Source organism: Streptomyces sp. CB02056, from assembly GCF_001905545.1.
In the GTDB taxonomy this organism is placed as follows: Bacteria; Actinomycetota; Actinomycetes; order Streptomycetales; family Streptomycetaceae; genus Kitasatospora.
In genome coordinates, this window is record NZ_LIPD01000018.1 from 122,254 (window position 1) to 140,976 (window position 18,723).

Genomic DNA, 18,723 nt, shown 5'->3' on the forward strand with positions numbered 1-18,723 from the left:
ACCGGGGTTTCCGCCGGCTCCGGCCCGGGCGCCGCGCCGCGCACCGCCCGGGTCGGAGCCAGGTCGAACTCCGGCTCGGCGCCGGATGCCCACTGCGCGGTGGACGGACGGCCGCGCCGGGAGCGCGAGGCCCGGGGCTTCGCGGCCACCGGCTCGGGCTCCTCCGCGACGGCGGCGAACCAGTCCGGCGGCCCGTGGTCGTCGCCTTCCGCGACCGCGGCGAACCAGTCCGGCGGCCCGTAGTCGTCGTCCTCCGGGCCCGCCGGGCCGCCGCCCACCGTGTCGTACTGCGTCAACGGCTCAGGCCTTGGCCGCCGCCGTCTTCTTCGCCGCGGCCGTCTTGGTGGCGGTCGCGGTGATCGGCTTGGCCGCGCCGTCGGCGGCGGCGGCGGCCTCGGCACTCTCCTCGGCCGGCTCCTCCACCTTCGGGCCGATGCCGAGCTTGCCCTTGATCTTCCGCTCGATCTCGTCGGCGAGCTGCGGGTTGTCCCGCAGGAAGTTTCGGGCGTTCTCCTTGCCCTGGCCGAGCTGGTCGCCCTCGTAGGTGTACCAGGCGCCCGACTTGCGGATGAAGCCGTGCTCCACGCCCATGTCGATCAGGCCGCCCTCGCGGCTGATGCCCACGCCGTAGAGGATGTCGAACTCGGCCTGCTTGAACGGCGCGGCGACCTTGTTCTTGACCACCTTGACGCGGGTGCGGTTGCCGACCGCCTCGGTGCCGTCCTTCAGGGTCTCGATCCGGCGGATGTCGAGGCGGACCGAGGCGTAGAACTTCAGCGCCCGGCCACCGGTCGTGGTCTCCGGCGAACCGAACATCACGCCGATCTTCTCGCGCAGCTGGTTGATGAAGATCGCGGTGGTGTTCGACTGGTTCAGCGCACCGGCGATCTTGCGCAGCGCCTGGCTCATCAGCCGGGCCTGCAGACCGACGTGCGAGTCGCCCATCTCGCCCTCGATCTCGGCGCGCGGCACGAGCGCCGCGACCGAGTCGATGATCACCAGGTCGATCGCGCCGGAGCGGATCAGCATGTCGGTGATCTCCAGCGCCTGCTCACCGGTGTCCGGCTGGCTGACCAGCAGGGCGTCGGTGTCCACGCCGAGCTTCTTGGCGTACTCCGGGTCGAGCGCGTGCTCCGCGTCGACGAACGCGACCGTGCCGCCGGCCTTCTGGGCGTTGGCGGCCAGGTGCAGGGTCAGGGTGGTCTTGCCGGAGGACTCGGGGCCGTAGATCTCGACCACGCGGCCACGCGGGATGCCGCCGACCCCGAGGGCGACGTCCAGGGCGGTGGACCCGGTGGAGATCACCTCGACCGGCTCGTTGGCCTTCTCGCCGAGGCGCATCACCGAGCCCTTGCCGAACTGCCGCTCGATCTGGGCGAGCGCGGTCTCAAGGGCCTTCTCGCGATCCGTACCTGCCATGGCTTTTTCCCTCGGGTTCTGTGCTGTGCGCTTCATCGTCCTCGACGCTAGCGCGTCCCACTGACAAACGGGCCCGGCCGGGCTCCGCCTGTGGAAAACTCCACGCCGGAGAGTACAAAGAACATCTGTTCGATTCAAGCGTCGCACGTCCGGGCCCCGCCGCCCCCGGGGACACCCCGGGAGCGGCGCCCCGGGTCACTCCCCGCGCCTCGCCCCGTCCCCGCCGACCATCCGGCGCAGCCGCCGGGCCGCCTCCCGGCGCAGCTCCCGCCGGGCCCGCCGCTGCTCGCCCCGGTCGATCCGCGGGTCGGTGGCCACCTCGTACCGCCGTACGTACGTCCCCACGAAGCCCTGGAGCGTCGCCGCCGCCGGGATCGCGATCACCGCGCCGACCGCGCCGAGCAGCGCCGCGCCCGCGATCACCGAGCCGAAGGCCACCGCCGGGTGCACGTCCACCGTCCGCGCGGTGATCCTCGGCTGCAGCAGGTAGTTCTCGATCTGCTGGTACACCACGACGAAGACCAGCACCCAGAGCGCGTCCACCGGCTTCACCGTCAGCGCCACCAGCACCGGCAGCGTCCCGGCCAGGTACGTCCCAAGGGTCGGCACGAACTGCGACATGACGCCGACCCAGACCGCCAGCGCCGCCGCGTACGGCAGGCCGAGCAGTTCGAACATCACCCAGTGCCCGGCGGCCGACACCACCGCGAGCAGCGCCCGGGAGTACAGGTAGCCGCCGGTCTTGGCGAGCGCGATCTCCCAGGCCCGCAGCACCTCGGCCTGCTTGGCGGGCGGCAGCATCGAACAGACCGTCCGGCGCACCCGCGGGCCCTCGGCGGTGAAGTAGAAGGTGAACAGCCCGACCGTGAAGGCCTTGAAGAGCCCGCCGATCACGGTGGACGAGACGCCCCAGGCGTTGTCGGCGGCCTGCTGGACGTAGGTCTCGATGGTGCCGGAATCCTTGAGCAACCGATTCTGCAACTCGCCCAGCGAGAGGTCCTGGTGGAAGGTCCGGTTGATCCAGTCGATCAGGTTGTCGACCAGGTGCGGCAGGTCCCCCGCGAGCTTCGCCACCTGGTCGACCAGCAGGGTGCCGAGCGCGGCGAGGAAGCCCACCACCGCGATCCCGACCGCCACGAACACCAGGAAGGTCCCGCCCCCCCGGCGCACCCCCCGCGCGGCCATCCGGTCCACCGCCGGCTCCAGCGCCAGCGACAGGAAGAACGACACCAGCAGCATCACGAACAGGTCGATCAGCTGCCGGAACGCCCAGTCCGCGAGCTGGAAGGCCCCCACCAGCACCAGGAACAGCACCATCGCCCGCGGCAGCCAGCGCGGCATCCCGCCGCCCCACAGACCCCCACCCGCCGGAGCGCCCTCGGCGTCCCGGTCCGAATTCTTCTGTTCCGCGCTATTTGTCACCCGAACAGTCTGTCCCATGCCCCCGGGGGGCCGGCAGTCAGCGCAGCACCCCGGAGACGCCCTGGGTGTCGCAGACCACCCGCCAGACCTCCTTGGCCTCCCAGCCCGCCTCCAGCGCCTGCCGCACCGTCCGCCCGCCCAGCTCGCTCATCACGTGGTCGGTCGCGAACGACTCCGCGTACCCCTCCCCGAAGTGCGCGTACATCCGTCGCCAGAACTCCGTCAGCCTCATGCCCCAAGTATCCCGGACCGGGCCCGCCACTCCCCGGCCGTCAGCGCGTACTCGACCTCGCCGTGCTCGCTGCCCGGGATCATCTCCGGGTAGTCCTCGTGGAACGTGCGGACGTACGACAGCCCGCTCTTCTCCATCACCCGCCGCGAGCCCGCGTTCACCGCCATGGTGTACGCCACCACCCGCTCCACCCCCAGCTCCGCGAACCCGAGCCGGACCAGCGCCCGCGCCCCCTCCGTCGCGTAGCCGCGCCCCCACGCGGCCTGCCGCAAGCGGTACCCGAGCTCGACCTCCCCGCGCTCGCCCTCCCGCGTCGGCCGGAACTCGAACCACCCCAGGAACGCCCCGCCCGCCCGCTCCTCGGCCGCCCACCAGCCGAGGTCGCCGTAGCGCCGGTAGTGCTCCAGGTAGCGCGGCAGCAGCTCCCCCTCGACCCACTCCCGCGGACTCGGCTTCCCCCCGGTGAGGAAGCGCATCACCGCAGGGTCCCCGTCCAGCTCCACGAGCCGGTCCGCGTCCGCCGTCGTGAAGCGCCGCAGCACCAGCCGCTCGGTCGTCAGGAACACGGCCGCACCCGAATCACCCATGCCCCGATCCTCACCCCCGTCCCACCGCCCCGTCACCTGCTTTTCCCCGCCCCACCACCCGACGGGCGCGCGGGGCGCGGCCCGCGCCCCCGTCACCGGGGCAGCACCAGCAGCCCCGCCCCGAAGTACTGCCGTTCCCCACAGCCCAGGAGCCCCGGGGGGCACCCCGGCGCCGCCGCCCCGGCCAGCAGCGCGGCCAACCCGTCCGCCCCCAGCTCCGGGTGCAGGGCCGCCGCCACCGCCACCGCCCCGGTCACGTGCGCGGCCGCCATCGAGGTCCCCGCCAGCGCCGCGTACCGCCCGTCCGGCCAGTCGGAGACGACCGCCCCCTGCGGCCCGCCGTCCGGGTCGCCGCCGGGCGCGGCCAGCGAGACCCGTCCGCGCCCGTAGTTGGAGTAGGCCGCCGGGTGCCCGTCCCGGTTCACCGCCGTGACGGTGACCACCCCGGGCAGCTCACCGGGCAGCCGTACGCACTCCGTGCCCAGGTGACGCAGGGGCGCCGGCCCCGAGACCCGGTCGTTGGGGCTCCGCTCGTCGGTCCGCGAGGCGCCGAGGTCCTGCCCGTCGTTGCCCGCCGAGGCGACCACCACCGCCCCCGCCCGCCGGGCGTACCCGGCGGCCCGCCCGACGGCCGCGATCAGCGCGGCCTGGTCCGCGTCCCCCGGGCAGTTGTACTTCCACGGGTCGGCGAAGTAGCTGTTGTTGACCGCCTTGGCCCCGTGGTCGGCGGCCCAGAGCATGCCGCAGACGATGTTCTCCGCGTAGTACTGCCCGAGCGGCCCGAGCAGCCGGACGGCGGCGATCCGCACCCCGGGCGCCACCCCGGTGACGCCGTGGCCGTCCCGGGTGGCGCCGACGATCCCGGCGACGTGCGTGCCGTGGCCGCTCTCGACCACCCCGGGGTCGGGCCGCCAGGCGCCGGTGCGGGCGTCGGGCCGGCCGTCCGCGCAGGAGGCGGAGGCCTTCGGGTCGACGGCGGCCCGCAGGTCCGGGTGGGTGTCGTCGACCCCGGAGTCCAGCACCGCGACCAGCACCCCGCGCAGCGCGTCGGCGCTCGGTGCGGCACCGCCGGAGACCGCCGAGGCGTCCGCCGCCCCGCGGGCGGCACCGCCGAGCATGGCGAGGTTCCAGGCGCCCGCCTCCCCCGGATCGGGCACCGTGACGGTCTCCCCGTCCATCCGGTCGCCGCCCGCCCGGCCACCGGTCCCGGCCCCCGCCGTGAAGTCCCCCGCCCCCGTCACCGCCCGCGGCGGCGCGACCACCGGCGCGGTCCTGGTCGCCCCGACGGCGGCGATCCCGGGCCGGCCCCGCACCCGGTCGGCGAACGGGCCGGTCGCGTACACCAGCACGGCCCCGATCTGCGGGTACTCCTGGACCACCTGCCCGCCCGCCGCCCGGCTCTCCGCCCCGGCCCGGGCGGCGCCGGCGGCGTCCTCGCCCTCGGCCAGCACCAGGTAGCTGAGGTACGCCCGCCCCGCCCCGGACACGGACGGGACGGCGCCGCCCACCACGAGCGCCATCAGCAGCATCGCAAGCAGCGCCCGGGCGGGCCCGCGGACCCGACGGCGTCGGGCGGGCCCGCCCGACGGGTGCGCCTGCGCCATCGCACGGTCTCCGCTCGTCGGTCCGGTGGGTCACGGGTGGATCAAGCATCCGATTCCTCACCATATGAGCGGATTGTGGTTTCTGCTCCCCGGCTTGCACCCCTCCTCCGAACCTCCCGCCCGCCCCCGCTTGTCGGTCCCACCCGGCACCATGGGGGCATGGCGCCCCAGCACCCGACCCCGTCCGCCGACGACCCCCTGGCCGGCTTCGCCCCGGCCACCCGGGCCTGGTTCACCGGTGCCTTCTCCGCCCCCACCGCCGCGCAGGCCGAGGCCTGGCAGGCCATCCAGCGGGGGACGGACGTCCTGGTGGTCGCCCCCACCGGCTCCGGCAAGACGCTGGCCGCCTTCCTCTCCGCCCTCGACCGGCTCAGCACCACCCCTCCCCCCGCCGAGCCGAGGCACCGCTGCCGGGTCCTCTACGTCTCACCGCTCAAGGCCCTCGCGGTGGACGTCGAACGGAACCTGCGCGCCCCCCTGGCCGGCCTGCGCCAGGCCGCCGTCCGACTCGGCCTGCCCGAGCCCGAGGTCCAGGTCGCCATCCGCTCCGGCGACACCCCGGCCGCCGACCGCCGCCGCTTCGCGACCCATCCGCCGGACATCCTGATCACCACCCCCGAGTCGCTGTTCCTGCTGCTCACCTCCGCCTCCCGGGAGGCCCTGCGCGGCGTGGACACGGTGATCCTGGACGAGGTGCACGCGGTCGCCGGCACCAAGCGCGGCGCGCACCTCGCGCTCAGCCTGGAACGGCTGGACGAACTGCTGGACCGCCCGGCCCGCCGGATCGGCCTGTCCGCGACGGTCCGCCCGGTCGAGGAGGTGGCCCGCTTCCTGAGCCCGCGGCGCGGCGCCGCCGTGGTCCAACCCGCCGCCGCCAAGGAGTTCGACCTCTCGGTGGTCGTCCCCGTCCCCGACCTGGACGACCTGCCCGCCGCCCCGGCCACCGGCGGCGCCGCCGGCACCGACCCGCAGCGGCAGGCCTCGATCTGGCCGCACGTCGAGGAGCGGATCGTCGACCTGGTCGAGGCGCACCGCTCGACCATCGTCTTCGCCAACTCCCGCCGGCTGGCCGAGCGGCTGTGCAACCGGCTGAACGAGATCGCCTACGAGCGCGCCACCGGCGCCGCCGTCCCCGAGGCGCACGCCCCGGCCGAGCTGATGGGCGGCTCGGGCGCGGCCAAGGGCGCGCCCCCGGTCATCGCCCGGGCCCACCACGGCTCCGTCTCCAAGGAGCAACGGTCGCTCGTCGAGGAGGAGTTGAAGGCCGGCCGGCTGCCCGCCGTGGTCGCCACCTCCAGCCTGGAGCTGGGCATCGACATGGGCGCCGTCGAACTGGTCGTCCAGGTCGAGTCCCCGCCCTCGGTCGCCTCCGGCCTGCAGCGGGTCGGCCGGGCCGGCCACCAGGTCGGCGCCGTCTCCACCGGCGTCTTCTTCCCCAAGTACCGGGGGGACCTCGTCCAGTCCGCCGTGGTCACCGAGCGGATGCGGGCCGGCCGGATCGAGGCGCTGCGCATCCCGCGCAACCCGCTGGACGTGCTCGCCCAGCAGCTGGTCGCGATGACGGCCCTGGACACCTGGCCGGTGGACGACCTGCTCGCCGTGGTCCGCCGCGCCGCGCCCTTCGCGACCCTCCCGCAGTCCGCCTTCGACGCCGTGCTCGACATGCTGGCCGGCCGCTACCCCTCGGACGCCTTCGCCGAGCTGCGCCCCCGCCTGGTGTGGGACCGGGTGGCCGGCACCGTGACCGGCCGCCCCGGCGCCCAGCGACTGGCCGTCACCTCCGGCGGCACCATCCCCGACCGCGGCCTGTTCGGCGTCTTCATCGCGGGCTCGGACCCCGAGAAGAAGGGTGGTGGTGGGCGACGGGTGGGCGAGCTCGACGAGGAGATGGTCTACGAGTCCCGCGTCGGCGACGTGTTCACCCTCGGCACCACCTCCTGGCGGATCGAGGAGATCACCCACGACAAGGTGCTGGTCACCCCCGCCCCCGGCGTCCCCGGCCGGCTCCCGTTCTGGAAGGGCGACACGCTCGGCCGCCCGCTCGAACTCGGCCGAGCCCTCGGCGCCTTCACCCGCGAACTGGGCGCCCTGCCACCCGAGGCCGCCACCGAGCGCCTCAAGCGGGCCGGCCTGGACGACTGGGCGGCCGCCAACCTGCTGGACTACCTGGCCGAGCAGCGCGCCGCCTGCGGCCACCTCCCCGACGACCGCACCATCGTGGTCGAACGCTTCCGGGACGAGCTCGGCGACTGGCGGATCGTCGTCCACTCCCCCTTCGGCGCCCAGGTCCACGCCCCCTGGGCGCTCGCCCTCGGCGCCCGGCTGCGCGAGCAGCACGGCCTGGACCCGCAGGTCATGCACGCCGACGACGGCATCGTGCTGCGCCTGCCCGACGCCGACCTGCTGAGCCTCGACTTCGACTTCAGCAGCCCCTCGGCCCGGTCCGGCCAGGACGAGGCCCCGGTCGGCGCCGACGCCACCCTGTTCGACCCCGGCGAGATCGAGCAGCTGGTCACCGACCAGGTCGGCGGCTCCGCCCTGTTCGCCTCCCGCTTCCGGGAGTGCGCCGGCCGCGCCCTGCTGCTCCCCCGCCGCAGCCCAGGCCGCCGCACCCCGCTCTGGCAGCAGCGCCAGCGCGCCGCCCAACTGCTCGAAGTCGCCTCCGAGTACGGCTCGTTCCCGATCGTCCTGGAGGCCGTCCGGGAGTGCCTGCAGGACGTCTTCGACGTCCCCGGCCTGGTCGAGCTGATGGGCGATCTGGAGTCCCGCGCCGTCCGCCTGGTCGAGGTCACCACCCCCGAGCCCTCGCCCTTCGCCCGCTCGCTGCTGTTCGGCTACGTCGCCCAGTTCCTCTACGAGGGCGACTCCCCGCTCGCCGAGCGCCGCGCCGCCGCCCTCTCGCTCGACTCCCGGCTGCTGTCCGAACTCCTCGGCCAGGCCGAGCTGAGCGAACTGCTCGACCCGCGGGTGCTCGCCGAACTGGAGGCCGAGCTCCAACGCCTCACCCCCGAGCGCCGGATCAAGGACGCCGAGGGCGTCGCCGACGCCCTGCGCCTGCTCGGCCCGCTCTCCGAGGCCGAGTTGACCGTCCGCGGCGCCGAGCCGCTCTGGGCCCTGGAGCTGGAGGCCGCCCGCCGGGTGATCCAGGTCCGGATCGCCGGCGAGCGCCGCTGGGCCGCGATCGAGGACGCCGGACGGCTGCGCGACGCGCTGGGCACCCCGCTGCCGGTCGGCGTCCCGGAGGCCTTCACCGAGCCGGTCAAGGACCCGCTGGGCGATCTGATCGCCCGCCACGCCCGCACCCACGGCCCGTTCACCGCCGCCGAGGCCGCCGCCCGCTACGGCCTCGGCACCGCCGTGGTCACCGGCACCCTGCACCGCCTGACCGCCGCCGGCCGCCTGGTCCAGGGCCACTTCAGGCCCGCCGGGAGCCAGACCGACCCCGAGTGGCACACCGCCCCCGAGTGGTGCGACGCCGAGGTGCTGCGCCGGCTGCGCCGCCGCTCGCTCGCCGCCCTGCGCCACGAGGTCGAGCCGGTCCCGCCGCGCGCCCTGGCCGCCTTCCTGCCGCAGTGGCAGCACCTGGCCGGCCACCGGCTGCGCGGCCCGGACGGCCTGCTGCGGGTGGTCGAGCAGCTCCAGGGCACCGCCCTGCCCGCCTCCGCGCTGGAGAAGCTGATCCTCCCGGCCCGGCTCACCGACTACTCCCCCGGCCTGCTGGACGAGCTGATGGCGGCCGGCGAGATCGGCTGGTGCGGGGCCGGCGCCCTGCCCGGCAAGGACGGCTGGCTCAGCCTGCACCTCGCCGAGAACGCCCACCTGCTGCGCCCCGAGCCCGTCCCGCCCGCACTCACCCCGGTGCACAGCGCCCTGATGTCCGCGCTGGCCGGCGGCTACGGCCTGTTCTTCCGCCAACTCGTCCAGCAGCTCCCGGAGGAGACCGCCGAGCCGGAGGTCGTCGAGGCGCTCTGGGACCTGGTCTGGGCCGGTTTCGTCACCAACGACACCCTCGCCCCGCTGCGCGCCCTGCTCGGCTCCGGCCGGACGGCGGGCGCCACCGCCCACCGCGCGCCCCGGTCCACCCCGCGCGGCCGCTACGGCGGTGCCGGCCGCGCCCTCGGCCGGGTCGGCGGCGCCCTGCGCAGCGGCCCGCCGACGGTGGCCGGCCGCTGGTCGCTGCTGCCCGTCCTCGCCGCCGACCCGACGGTCCGGGCCACCGCCCAGGCGCAGAACCTGCTGGACCGCCACGGCCTGCTCACCCGGGGCGCGGTGGCGGCCGAACGGGTGCCCGGCGGCTTCGCCGGGGTCTACCGGGTGCTCGCCGCGATGGAGGAGCGCGGCCGGGCCCGCCGCGGCTACTTCGTCGAGGGCCTGGGCGGCGCCCAGTTCGCCATGGAGGGCGCGGCCGACCGGCTGCGCTCGGTGAACGGCCGGTTGGAGCGGGCCCGGGCGGCCGAGTGGCCGGCCGCCCCGGCGGGCGAGCCGCCGCAGACGCTGGTGCTGGCCGCCGCCGATCCGGCCAACGCCTACGGCGCGGCCCTGCCCTGGCCCGACCCGCCCGCGGCCCCCGACGGCAAGGAGCCCACCGCCCACCGCCCGGGCCGCAAGGCGGGCGCCCTGGTGGTCCTGGTGGACGGCGAGCCGGCGCTGTACGTCGAGCGCGGCGGCAAGTCCCTGCTGGCCTGGCCGGAGGACGAGGCCACCCGGGCGCTGGCGGCCGGGGCGCTCGCGGCCGCCGTCCGGGAGGGCGCGCTCGGCAGCGTCACGGTCGAACGGGCCAACGGCGAGCCCGCCCTGGGCTCGGCCCTGGGCCGCGCGCTGGAGGAGGCGGGCTTCCACGCCACCCCGCGCGGCCTGCGCCTGCGCCCCTGATCCACGGCGGCACCCGTAGGACGCCGGAGGCCGCGGGGTCGTCGCCCCCGCGGCCTCCGGCCACGTCCATCACCCGATCGGCGGTGGCTGTACCTCCACCGGTCCTACCGGCTCCGCACGCGGGCGCCGGGCCGGTCCGGTCGCGTTCCAGTCTGCGTGGACCGGAATGAGACCGAGTCCCCAGCCGCCGGCCACGAGCAGCCCCAGCGCCGCACCGTCGGTCAGCTGTCCCCGGACCACCAGGAGCCACCAGGCGAGCCCGGCCGCCGAGGCCGCCAGCACCCACCGCACCGGACGCCGTACCCGGAGGAACAGCCGCGCCCGGGCCCGTATTCGGGCCATCGGGCGCGTCTGCGCGTCTGTTCGCACGACCGCCCTCCCTTCGCTCGCCCCGGGCAGGGGCGCCCGGGAGTCGAGGCCGGGATCAGGCGGCGACCACGTCCATCGCGGCGGCCTTGGGCGACATGTTCGCCCGGTCGGTGCCGGGGGCGGGCAGCGGAACCGGTTCGAGTACCGGCCTCAGCAGATCACCTTCGGAGAGGGTGGCCATCGCCGCAAGTTCAGCGAGCGACAGTTCGTCGCTGACCTCGCGCATGACCTCGGACATCCGGACGTCGAGTGCGTCGCAGATGGCGGAGAGCAGCTCCGAGGAGGCCTCCTTCTGTCCCCGCTCGACCTCGGAGAGGTATCCGAGCGAAACCCTGGCTGCCGCCGACACCTCGCGGAGTGTGCGGCCCTGGCGCTGGCGCTGCCGACGCAGTACATCGCCCAGTAGGCGACGAAGCAGGATCATCGGTGCCTCCCTCCTCGGACTGCGGATCGAGATGTCACGACCCCACCGTACCGCCTTGCCCGCTTCGCGTGCGGGGACCCTGGTCGTGTTCACTCTGGGCTGCAAGGCCGTCCCCCTCCTTGTTCCGGTGTCGCACCCGGGTTCGCGGGCCCCTCGTGGTACCCGTAGCGACCCACCCGGCCACCGTCACGCAACTCGTTCGCCACCTGGTTTCTGCCCAACCAGGGTGTTGGATGTAACACGATCCTCCCGCTGTCCCATACCCGCGCGCCCGCCCGGCGATCCCGGTCGCTGGAGGCCCTCCCCACGGGCCCCGGTCACGCGAAACCGGCCGGCCGTACGAACCGGCCTACCGTGCGAACCGACCGACCAGCAGCTCCAGCGCGGCGGTCACCGCTTCGTGACGGATTGTGGCACGACCGCCCGACAGCAGGGGAGAACTGACCAGAGTTCCCCCCGGGCCGGCGACGGCCAGGTGTACGGTGCCCACCGGCTGCCCGTCCTGCGGGTCCGGCCCGGCCACCCCGGTCGTCGCGAGCCCGTACGTGGCCCCCAGCAGTGCGCGCACGCCCTCGGCCATCTGTCGGGCCACCACCGGGTGGACCGGCCCGTACACGTCCAGCAGGCCCTCGTCCACCCCGAGCACCGAGGCCTTCAGCTCGGTCGCGTACGCGGTGACCGAGCCCCGGAAGGTCGCGGACGCCCCGGGGACGTCCACCAGCGCGGCGGCCAGCAGCCCCCCGGTCAGCGACTCGGCGACGGCGAGCGTGCCGCCCTCGGCCCGCAGCGCGGCGTGCGCCCGCTCGGCCAGTGCGAAGTCCCGCGCCGCCGCGTCCGGCGCCACCGCGTCCCGCGCCGCCGCGCCGTGCTCCGCCACGTCCCGCTCTGACACCCGGTTCCCCCGTCGCTCAGCGGCCGGCCCGCGCCGCGGTCCGTCCCTCGCGGCGCAGGCGCAGCGCCTGCCCGATGTAGTCCAGCGCGGTGCCGACGGTCAGCAGCACCGCCAGCCCCATCAGGACCGCCCGCCCGGTGGCCAGCCAGCCGGTCAGGTCCAGTACGTACATGCCGACCGCGGTGCCCTGGGTCAGCGTCTTGAGCTTGCCGCCGCGGCTGGCCGGGATGACCCCGTAGCGGATCACCCAGAACCGCATCAGGGTGATGCCGAGCTCGCGGGCCAGGATCACCGCGGTGACCCACCAGGGCAGGTCGCCGAGCAGCGAGAGGCCGATCAGCGCCGAGCCCATGATCGCCTTGTCGGCGATCGGGTCGGCGATCTTCCCGAAGTCGGTGACCAGGCCCTTGCGCCGGGCCAGTTCACCGTCGAACAGGTCGGTGATCATCGCGATCGCGAACGAGGCCCAGGCGACCGAGCGCCACTTGGGGTCGTGCCCGCCGCCGGCGAACAGCAGCGCCACGAAGACCGGCACCAGCAGCACCCGGACCATCGTGAGCACGTTGGCGATGTTCCAGATCCCCGGGGTCGACGGCGCCGCGGCCACCGGTCTGCCCGGGTGGGCCGCGGCCGGGGCGCCGGGCCCCTTGGTCATTCCCCGGCTCCCGAGGCCTCGGCCCCCGACGTCCGGGGCAGTCGCACCTGCTCCAGCGCCTCGGCGATCAGGTCGACGCCCTCGCTGGCGACCACCTTGGCCCGCCAGAACTGGCCGACCGCGGGGGCCTCGACGCCCTCCAGGGTGGTCAGGCCGTCGGTCTCCGGCGCCTGGTGGGCGGAGCGGCCCTCGACCACGCCGTCCTCGATCGACTCGATCAGCACCTCGACCTCGGTGCCGATCCGCTGCTCGGCCCGCTGGGCGGTCATCTCCTCGGCCAGCCGGCTCAGCCGGTCCACCCGGTCGGCGATCACGTCGTCGGCGAGCTTGCCGTCGTAGGTCGCGGCCTCGGTGCCGTCCTCGTCCGAGTAGCCGAAGACGCCGATCGCGTCCAGCCCGGCGTGGGTGACGAAGCGCTCCAGCTCGGCGAAGTCCTCCTCGGTCTCGCCGGGGAAGCCGACGATGAAGTTGGACCGGGCGCCGGCCTGCGGGGCCTTGCCGCGGATGGTGCCCAGCAGCTCCAGGAACTGGTCGGTGGAGCCGAAGCGGCGCATCCGGCGCAGCACGGCGGGCGCCGAGTGCTGGAAGGACAGGTCGAAGTAGGGCACCACGTCGGCGGTGCCGGTCATCGAGTCGACCAGGCCCGGGCGCATCTCGGCCGGCTGGAGGTAGGAGACCCGGACCCGCTCGACGCCCTCGATCGCGGAGATCTCGCCGAGCAGCGTCTCCAGCAGCCGGATGTCGCCGAGGTCCTTGCCGTACGAGGTGTTGTTCTCGCTCACCAGGACGATCTCGCGCACGCCCTGCCCGGCCAGCCACTGGGCCTCGTTGAGCACGTCGGAAGGGCGGCGGGAGATGAAGGAGCCGCGGAAGGCCGGGATGGCGCAGAAGGAGCAGCGCCGGTCGCAGCCGGAGGCGAGCTTGACGGAGGCGACCGGGCTGTCGTCCAGCCGCTTGCGCAGGGTGCGCGGGCCGGAGGCCGGGGCGAGGCCGTCGGGCAGGTCGGCGATGGGCTCGGCGGCGGCCTCGGTGCCGTGGCCGGGCAGGGCGACGGTCTCGGCGGCGCTCTGCCGCTCGGCGGGGCTGATCGGCAGCAGCTTGCGGCGGTCGCGCGGGAGGTGCGGGGCGTGGTGGCCGCCGGAGAGGATGGTCTGGAGGCGGTCGGAGATGTCCGCGTAGTCGTCGAAGCCGAGGACGCCGTCCGCCTCGGGGAGGGCGTCGGCGAGCTCCTTGCCGTACCGCTCGGCCATGCAGCCGACCGCGACGACGGCCTGGGTGCGGCCGTGCCCCTTGAGGTCGTTGGCCTCCAGCAGGGCGTCCACCGAGTCCTTCTTGGCGGCCTCGACGAAGCCGCAGGTGTTGACCACGGCGACGTCCGCTTCGGAGGCGTCGTCGACCAGCGACCAGCCGTCGGCCTCCAGTCGCCCGGCGAGTTCCTCGGAGTCCACCTCGTTGCGGGCGCATCCGAGCGTGACAAGGGCGACAGTACGGCGTTCAGGCATAGGCCCAAGATTAACGCGCGGGCTCCGGTGCCGTTCGCCCCGGAGGCCGCGCGCCTCGGATCAGCTGATCATCAGCGGGCCGGACGGCCCCTGTGGTCAGCCCGCCTGCGGGTCTCCGGGGGTGTACGTGACGTGCACCACCTGGCCGTCCTTGCCCAGGAGGCCGAGGTCCTTCCCGTTGACGTACGCGTGCACGGCCCCGCCGTTGCCGAGCACCAGCTTGATCTGCTTGGGGTCGGTGAAGGTCTGGTCCTGGCCGTTGCCGATGTTGTTCTGGAACAGCGACTTGCCGTTGCCGTCCATCGCCGAGACCCAGCTGGTGCCCTCGGCGACCAGCTTCACGGTGACCTTGTCGGCCGGGACGGCGGCGATCGCGGCGGCGCTCGGCACTGGCGCCGGCGGCTGGACGGCGGGGGTGGCGGCGGGGGCCACCGAGCCGGTCCCGGAGCCGCTGGGCAGCGGCGCGCTGGCCGAGCCGGTGGTGCCGTGCCCGCCCTTGCCGCTGACCAGGTTGAAGCCGATCAGCGCGACCACGGCGACGATCGCGGCGACCATGGCGGCCGCCCAGTTCGGCCGGCCGCGCCGGGGCACCTTGATCGGGCCGCTGTCGATCAGCTGGGTCGCCGGGCGCCTGGCGGCGGGCGGGCCGCCGTGCGCGGCGTCGTACCGGGCGACCAGCGCCTCGCCGTCCAGGCCGACCGCGCGGGCGATCAGCCGGATGTTTCCTCGGGCGTAGAAGTCGCCGCCGCAGCGGGCGAAGTCGTCCTCCTCGATGGCATGGACGATCGGCACCCGCACCCGGGTGGCGGTACTCACCTGGTCCACCGTGAGCCCCGCGTCGATCCGGGCGGTGGACAGCACCCGGCCGATGCTCGGGGCATCGGCCGCCTGCACCACGTCGTCGGTCGGCTCGACGGACGGCATGGCGTTCTCGCGGTCGGAGGACTTGCCGATGGTCACGGGGCACGCCTTTCGAGCGGATGGCCACCTGCTGGGGAACAGTCTAGGGGCGCGGGCGGATCGTTTCTCAAGCGGAACGGGCCGAATGCGCGCGCCCGGTCCGACCGGGGTCCGGCACGGCGCTGACGAACCGTCAGTGGAGCCGTGCGGGGGGAGCCCGGCGGTCGCTTTCCGCCGTGTGACGCGGCGTACGGACGTTCGGTTCCCCACACGGCGCCTACCCTCCTCCGAACGAGTGACACCTCGGTCAGGACACGGGCCGCCGGCCCCGGGGGCCGACCGTCAACCCCGAAGGGTGATCAGCACCCCGTCCAGCTCCTCCGGCTTCACCAGCACGTCGCGGGCCTTGGAGCCCTCGCTCGGGCCGACGATCCCGCGCGATTCCATCAGGTCCATCAGCCGGCCCGCCTTGGCGAAGCCGACCCGGAGCTTGCGCTGGAGCATCGAGGTGGAGCCGAACTGGGTGGAGACCACCAGCTCGGCCGCCTGGACCAGCAGGTCCAGGTCGTCGCCGATCTCCTCGTCGATCTCCTTCTTCGGCCCGGCCCCGACCATCACGTCGTCCCGGTAGACGGCGCTCAGCTGGTCCTTGCAGTGCTCCACCACCCTGGCGATCTCCGCCTCGGTGACGAACGCGCCCTGCATCCGGATCGGCTTGCTCGCGCCCATCGGCAGGAAGAGCGCGTCGCCCTTGCCGATCAGCTTCTCCGCGCCGGGCTGGTCCAGGATGACCCGGGAGTCGGCCATCGCGGAGGTCGCGAAGGCCAGCCGGGACGGCACGTTGGCCTTGATCAGGCCGGTGACCACGTCCACCGAGGGCCGCTGGGTGGCGAGCACCAGGTGGATGCCGGCCGCGCGGGCCAGCTGGGTGATCCGGACCACCGAGTCCTCGACGTCGCGCGGGGCGACCATCATCAGGTCGGCCAGCTCGTCGACGATCACCAGCAGGTACGGGTACGGCCTCAGCTCGCGCTCGCTGCCGAGCGGCGGGGTGACCTTGCCGGCCTTCACGGCGGCGTTGAAGTCGTCCACGTGCCGGAAGCCGAACGCCGCGAGGTCGTCGTAGCGCATGTCCATCTCGCGCACCACCCACTGGAGGGCCTCGGCGGCCTTCTTGGGGTTGGTGATGATCGGCGTGATCAGGTGCGGGATGCCCTCGTACGCGGTCAGCTCGACCCGCTTGGGGTCGACCAGCACCATCCGCACCTCGTCGGGGGTGGCCCGGGCGAGGATCGAGGTGATCAGGCAGTTGATGCAGGAGGACTTTCCGGCGCCGGTCGCGCCGGCCACCAGGATGTGCGGCATCTTGGCGAGGTTGGCCATCACGGTGTGGCCCTCGACGTCCTTGCCCATGCCGACGACCATCGGGTGCGTGTCCTCGGCGGCCGTGCGCGAGCGCAGCAGGTCGCCGAGGTTGACCATCTCGCGGTCCCGGTTGGGGATCTCGATGCCGACCGCGGACTTGCCCGGGATCGGGCTGATGATCCGCACGTCCGGGCTGGCCACCGCGTACGCGATGTTCTTGGCGAGCGCGGTGATCCGCTCCACCTTGACGGCCGGGCCGAGCTCGACCTCGTAGCGGGTGACCGTCGGGCCCCGGGTGAAGCCGGTGACCTTGGCGTCCACCTTGAACTCGGCGAAGGTGCCGGTGAGCTGGGCGACCACCTCGTCGTTGAGGGCGCTGCGGGCCTTGGCCGGGCCGCCGCGCTCCAGCAGGTCGAGCGAGGGCAGCGCGTAGGTGACGCCCTCGCCGAGCTGGAGCTGCTCCATCCGCACCGGCGCCGCGCCGTGCTCCTCGGGCGCGCCCGGCCCGCCGCTGCGGGCGGCCGGGACGGCGGCCTCCTCCGGCGGGGCGGTGCGGTCCTGCACCTGGTGCATCATGTCCGCCACCGCGGAGGAGGCGGGCACGCCGTAGACCAGCGCGCCGTCCAGGTCGGCGGCCGCGCCGGCGGCGAGGTCGCGGGTGGCGTACGGGTCCAGCGGCTCCTTGTCGAGGGAGATCCGCTCGGCGTCCTCCGGCTCGTCGGTCTGCTTGCGGCGACGGCGGCGCCGGCGGGCGGCCACCTCGTCCGAGGGGTCGTCACTGCCGGTGTCCACGGTGAACGGCAGGGCGTCGGGGTCGGCGTCCTCCGGCGGGTCGGTGGACAGCTCACGCTCCGGCGTGCGCCCCCAGAGCTGCTCGTCCTCGGGCCCGGGCTCGACCACGCCGAGCCGTATGCCGACCCCGCGCACCCGGTCGCCGATCCGGTTGATCGGGGTGGCGGTGACCACCAGCAGGCCGAAGAAGGCCAGCAGCAGGAGCAGCGGCACGGCGAGCGCCGGTCCGGCGGCGGCCATCATCGGGGTGGAGACGGCCCAGCCGATGATCCCGCCGGCCGCCCGTATCCGGGACGCGCCGCTGCCCATCATGGGCGCGCCGCAGCCGATGTGGACCAGGCCGAGGACGCCGACCAGCAGCGCGCTCAGCCCGATCATGATCCGGCCGTTGGCCTCCGGCAGCTCCGGGTGGCGCCAGAGCCGGATCGCCATCGCGGCCAGCAGGAACGGCACCAGCACGTCGAGCCGGCCGAACAGCCCGGACACCACGGCGGTGGCGCCCTCGCCCAGCCAGCCCTGCGGGCTGAACCAGGTGCCGGCCGCGGTCACCAGCGCGAGCCCGAACAGCAGCAGGCCCACGCCGTCCTTGCGGTGGGCCGGGTGCAGGTTCTTGGCCCCGTCGCCGAAGCCCCGGAAGATCGCGGCGATCGGGCTGCCCAGGGCGTTGAGCGTGCCCATCAGCACCGACCTGGACGGCTTCGGCGGGGGCGGGGCCTGCTTGGCCGCGGCCTTCTTCGCGGGGGCCGCCTTCTTCGCCGCCGCCTTCTTCGCGGGCGGCTTGCCCGGGGCCTTCGCCGCGGCCTTCCTGGACGCTCCCGGACTCGTCTTACGTGCTGCGTTCCCGGGCGTGCGAGTGGCCATGGGTCAGCAGCCTACCGGGGCGGGCGACCAGTGCACATGTGCCCGAGCCCGGGCGCCCGGACGTGTCGCAGACACACCGTCACCCTGACCGGGATTCACCCGGTCGCAGCACACCGGACCACCCGGACGGGTGAACGCCGGCCGCGGGTCAGGAACTGCCCGGACGCATCGCGTCCAGGGCCCGGCGCAGCCCCGCGAGCTTGCGCTCCAGGTGCGCGGCCGTGGCGGCCACCCCGGCGTCCTCGCCCCCGTCCAGCTGCTTGCCGAGCGCCTCCGCCTGCTCCTCGACCGCCGCCAGCCGCGCGGACAGCTCGCCCAGCAGCGCCCCGCCGAGGGCCTGCTCGCCGCCGCCCTCCTCCAGCTGCAGGCGCAGCAGCGCCGCCTGCTCCTTCAGCTGGCAGTTCTTCGCGTACAGGTCGACGAAGACGGAGACCTTGGCGCGCAGCACCCACGGGTCGAAGGGCTTGGAGATGTAGTCCACCGCGCCGGCCGCGTAGCCGCGGAAGGTGTGGTGCGGACCGTGGTTGATCGCGGTCAGGAAGATGATCGGGATGTCCCGGGTGCGCTCCCGGCGCTTGATGTGGGCGGCCGTCTCGAAGCCGTCCATCCCCGGCATCTGCACGTCCAGCAGGATCACCGCGAAGTCGTCGGTGAGCAGCGCCTTGAGCGCCTCCTCACCGGAGGCCGCGCGCACCAGCGTCTGGTCCAGCGCCGAGAGGATCGCCTCCAGCGCCAGCAGGTTCTCCGGTCGGTCGTCGACCAGGAGGATCTTGGCCTTCTGCATCAGGGCTCGCCCTCCTGTCGCCTGCCTGCCGCCCGGTGCAGGC

Annotated in this window: 13 protein-coding genes; 1 reads left to right on the top strand and 12 read right to left on the bottom strand. The window is 74.4% G+C overall.

Translation table 11 applies throughout. From position 1 onward, the window contains the following. Window positions 1-300 precede the first annotated feature (300 nt). The 5 genes from recA to AMK13_RS35545 all read right to left on the bottom strand — a co-directional run bounded on the left by recA (window position 301) and on the right by AMK13_RS35545 (window position 5,264). Entirely contained in the window at window positions 301-1,419 is a 1,119-nt protein-coding gene (gene recA / locus AMK13_RS35525) for a recombinase RecA (RefSeq protein ID WP_074005699.1), read from the bottom strand. Between the two features lie 195 nt (window positions 1,420-1,614). Then, window positions 1,615-2,841, bottom strand: coding sequence for an AI-2E family transporter (locus tag AMK13_RS35530; protein ID WP_380719824.1), 1,227 nt, complete (start codon window positions 2,839-2,841; stop codon window positions 1,615-1,617). A gap of 37 nt (window positions 2,842-2,878) precedes the next feature. Continuing rightward, window positions 2,879-3,073, bottom strand: coding sequence for a DUF3046 domain-containing protein (locus AMK13_RS35535; RefSeq protein WP_049659179.1), 195 nt, complete (start codon window positions 3,071-3,073; stop codon window positions 2,879-2,881). Next, on the bottom strand, window positions 3,070-3,660 hold the full coding sequence (locus tag AMK13_RS35540) for a GNAT family N-acetyltransferase (protein ID WP_074005700.1): 591 nt from the start codon (window positions 3,658-3,660) through the stop codon (window positions 3,070-3,072). The genes AMK13_RS35535 and AMK13_RS35540 overlap by 4 nt, the downstream gene beginning before the upstream one ends. 92 nt (window positions 3,661-3,752) lie before the next feature. Then, the gene (locus tag AMK13_RS35545; protein WP_074005701.1) at window positions 3,753-5,264 is read right to left on the bottom strand and encodes a S8 family serine peptidase; all 1,512 of its coding nucleotides are present in this window, start codon (window positions 5,262-5,264) and stop codon (window positions 3,753-3,755) included. 159 nt (window positions 5,265-5,423) lie between these two features. Here AMK13_RS35545 and AMK13_RS35550 point away from each other — a divergent pair, with 159 nt between their 5' ends. Continuing rightward, window positions 5,424-10,136 (top strand): ATP-dependent helicase, encoded by a 4,713-nt coding sequence (locus tag AMK13_RS35550; protein ID WP_074005702.1) that lies wholly within the window; start codon window positions 5,424-5,426, stop codon window positions 10,134-10,136. A gap of 424 nt (window positions 10,137-10,560) precedes the next feature. Here the strand turns inward: AMK13_RS35550 and AMK13_RS35560 are convergent, their stop codons facing one another. The 7 genes from AMK13_RS35560 to AMK13_RS35590 form a co-directional block, all read right to left on the bottom strand. Further along, window positions 10,561-10,929 (bottom strand): helix-turn-helix domain-containing protein, encoded by a 369-nt coding sequence (locus tag AMK13_RS35560; RefSeq protein ID WP_049660741.1) that lies wholly within the window; start codon window positions 10,927-10,929, stop codon window positions 10,561-10,563. A 349-nt stretch (window positions 10,930-11,278) separates the two neighbouring features. Continuing rightward, the gene (locus AMK13_RS35565; RefSeq protein ID WP_199823226.1) at window positions 11,279-11,773 is read right to left on the bottom strand and encodes a CinA family protein; all 495 of its coding nucleotides are present in this window, start codon (window positions 11,771-11,773) and stop codon (window positions 11,279-11,281) included. Window positions 11,774-11,837: 64 nt separating this feature from the next. Then, the gene (gene pgsA, locus AMK13_RS35570; protein WP_049660306.1) at window positions 11,838-12,476 is read right to left on the bottom strand and encodes a CDP-diacylglycerol--glycerol-3-phosphate 3-phosphatidyltransferase; all 639 of its coding nucleotides are present in this window, start codon (window positions 12,474-12,476) and stop codon (window positions 11,838-11,840) included. Next, a complete protein-coding gene (rimO, locus tag AMK13_RS35575; RefSeq protein ID WP_049660304.1) occupies window positions 12,473-13,978 on the bottom strand; it encodes a 30S ribosomal protein S12 methylthiotransferase RimO in 1,506 nt (501 codons plus the stop codon). Before rimO ends, pgsA begins: the two co-directional genes overlap by 4 nt. A 96-nt stretch (window positions 13,979-14,074) precedes the next feature. Further along, on the bottom strand, window positions 14,075-14,938 hold the full coding sequence (locus AMK13_RS35580; RefSeq protein WP_375877275.1) for a helix-turn-helix domain-containing protein: 864 nt from the start codon (window positions 14,936-14,938) through the stop codon (window positions 14,075-14,077). Between the two features lie 282 nt (window positions 14,939-15,220). Beyond that, window positions 15,221-17,896 (bottom strand): FtsK/SpoIIIE family DNA translocase, encoded by a 2,676-nt coding sequence (locus AMK13_RS35585; RefSeq protein WP_049659043.1) that lies wholly within the window; start codon window positions 17,894-17,896, stop codon window positions 15,221-15,223. Window positions 17,897-18,044: 148 nt separating this feature from the next. After that, on the bottom strand, window positions 18,045-18,683 hold the full coding sequence (locus AMK13_RS35590; protein WP_049659044.1) for a response regulator: 639 nt from the start codon (window positions 18,681-18,683) through the stop codon (window positions 18,045-18,047). Window positions 18,684-18,723: the final 40 nt, after the last annotated feature.

Coding starts and splice junctions, on each gene's coding strand:
- recA (WP_074005699.1), bottom strand. CDS start 1,419: ATGGCAGGTACGGATCGCGAGAAGGCCCTTGAGACCGCGCTCGCCCAG.
- AMK13_RS35535 (WP_049659179.1), bottom strand. CDS start 3,073: ATGAGGCTGACGGAGTTCTGGCGACGGATGTACGCGCACTTCGGGGAG.
- AMK13_RS35540 (WP_074005700.1), bottom strand. CDS start 3,660: ATGGGTGATTCGGGTGCGGCCGTGTTCCTGACGACCGAGCGGCTGGTG.
- AMK13_RS35545 (WP_074005701.1), bottom strand. CDS start 5,264: ATGGCGCAGGCGCACCCGTCGGGCGGGCCCGCCCGACGCCGTCGGGTC.
- AMK13_RS35550 (WP_074005702.1), top strand. CDS start 5,424: ATGGCGCCCCAGCACCCGACCCCGTCCGCCGACGACCCCCTGGCCGGC.
- AMK13_RS35560 (WP_049660741.1), bottom strand. CDS start 10,929: ATGATCCTGCTTCGTCGCCTACTGGGCGATGTACTGCGTCGGCAGCGC.
- pgsA (WP_049660306.1), bottom strand. CDS start 12,476: ATGACCAAGGGGCCCGGCGCCCCGGCCGCGGCCCACCCGGGCAGACCG.
- rimO (WP_049660304.1), bottom strand. CDS start 13,978: ATGCCTGAACGCCGTACTGTCGCCCTTGTCACGCTCGGATGCGCCCGC.
- AMK13_RS35585 (WP_049659043.1), bottom strand. CDS start 17,896: ATGGCCACTCGCACGCCCGGGAACGCAGCACGTAAGACGAGTCCGGGA.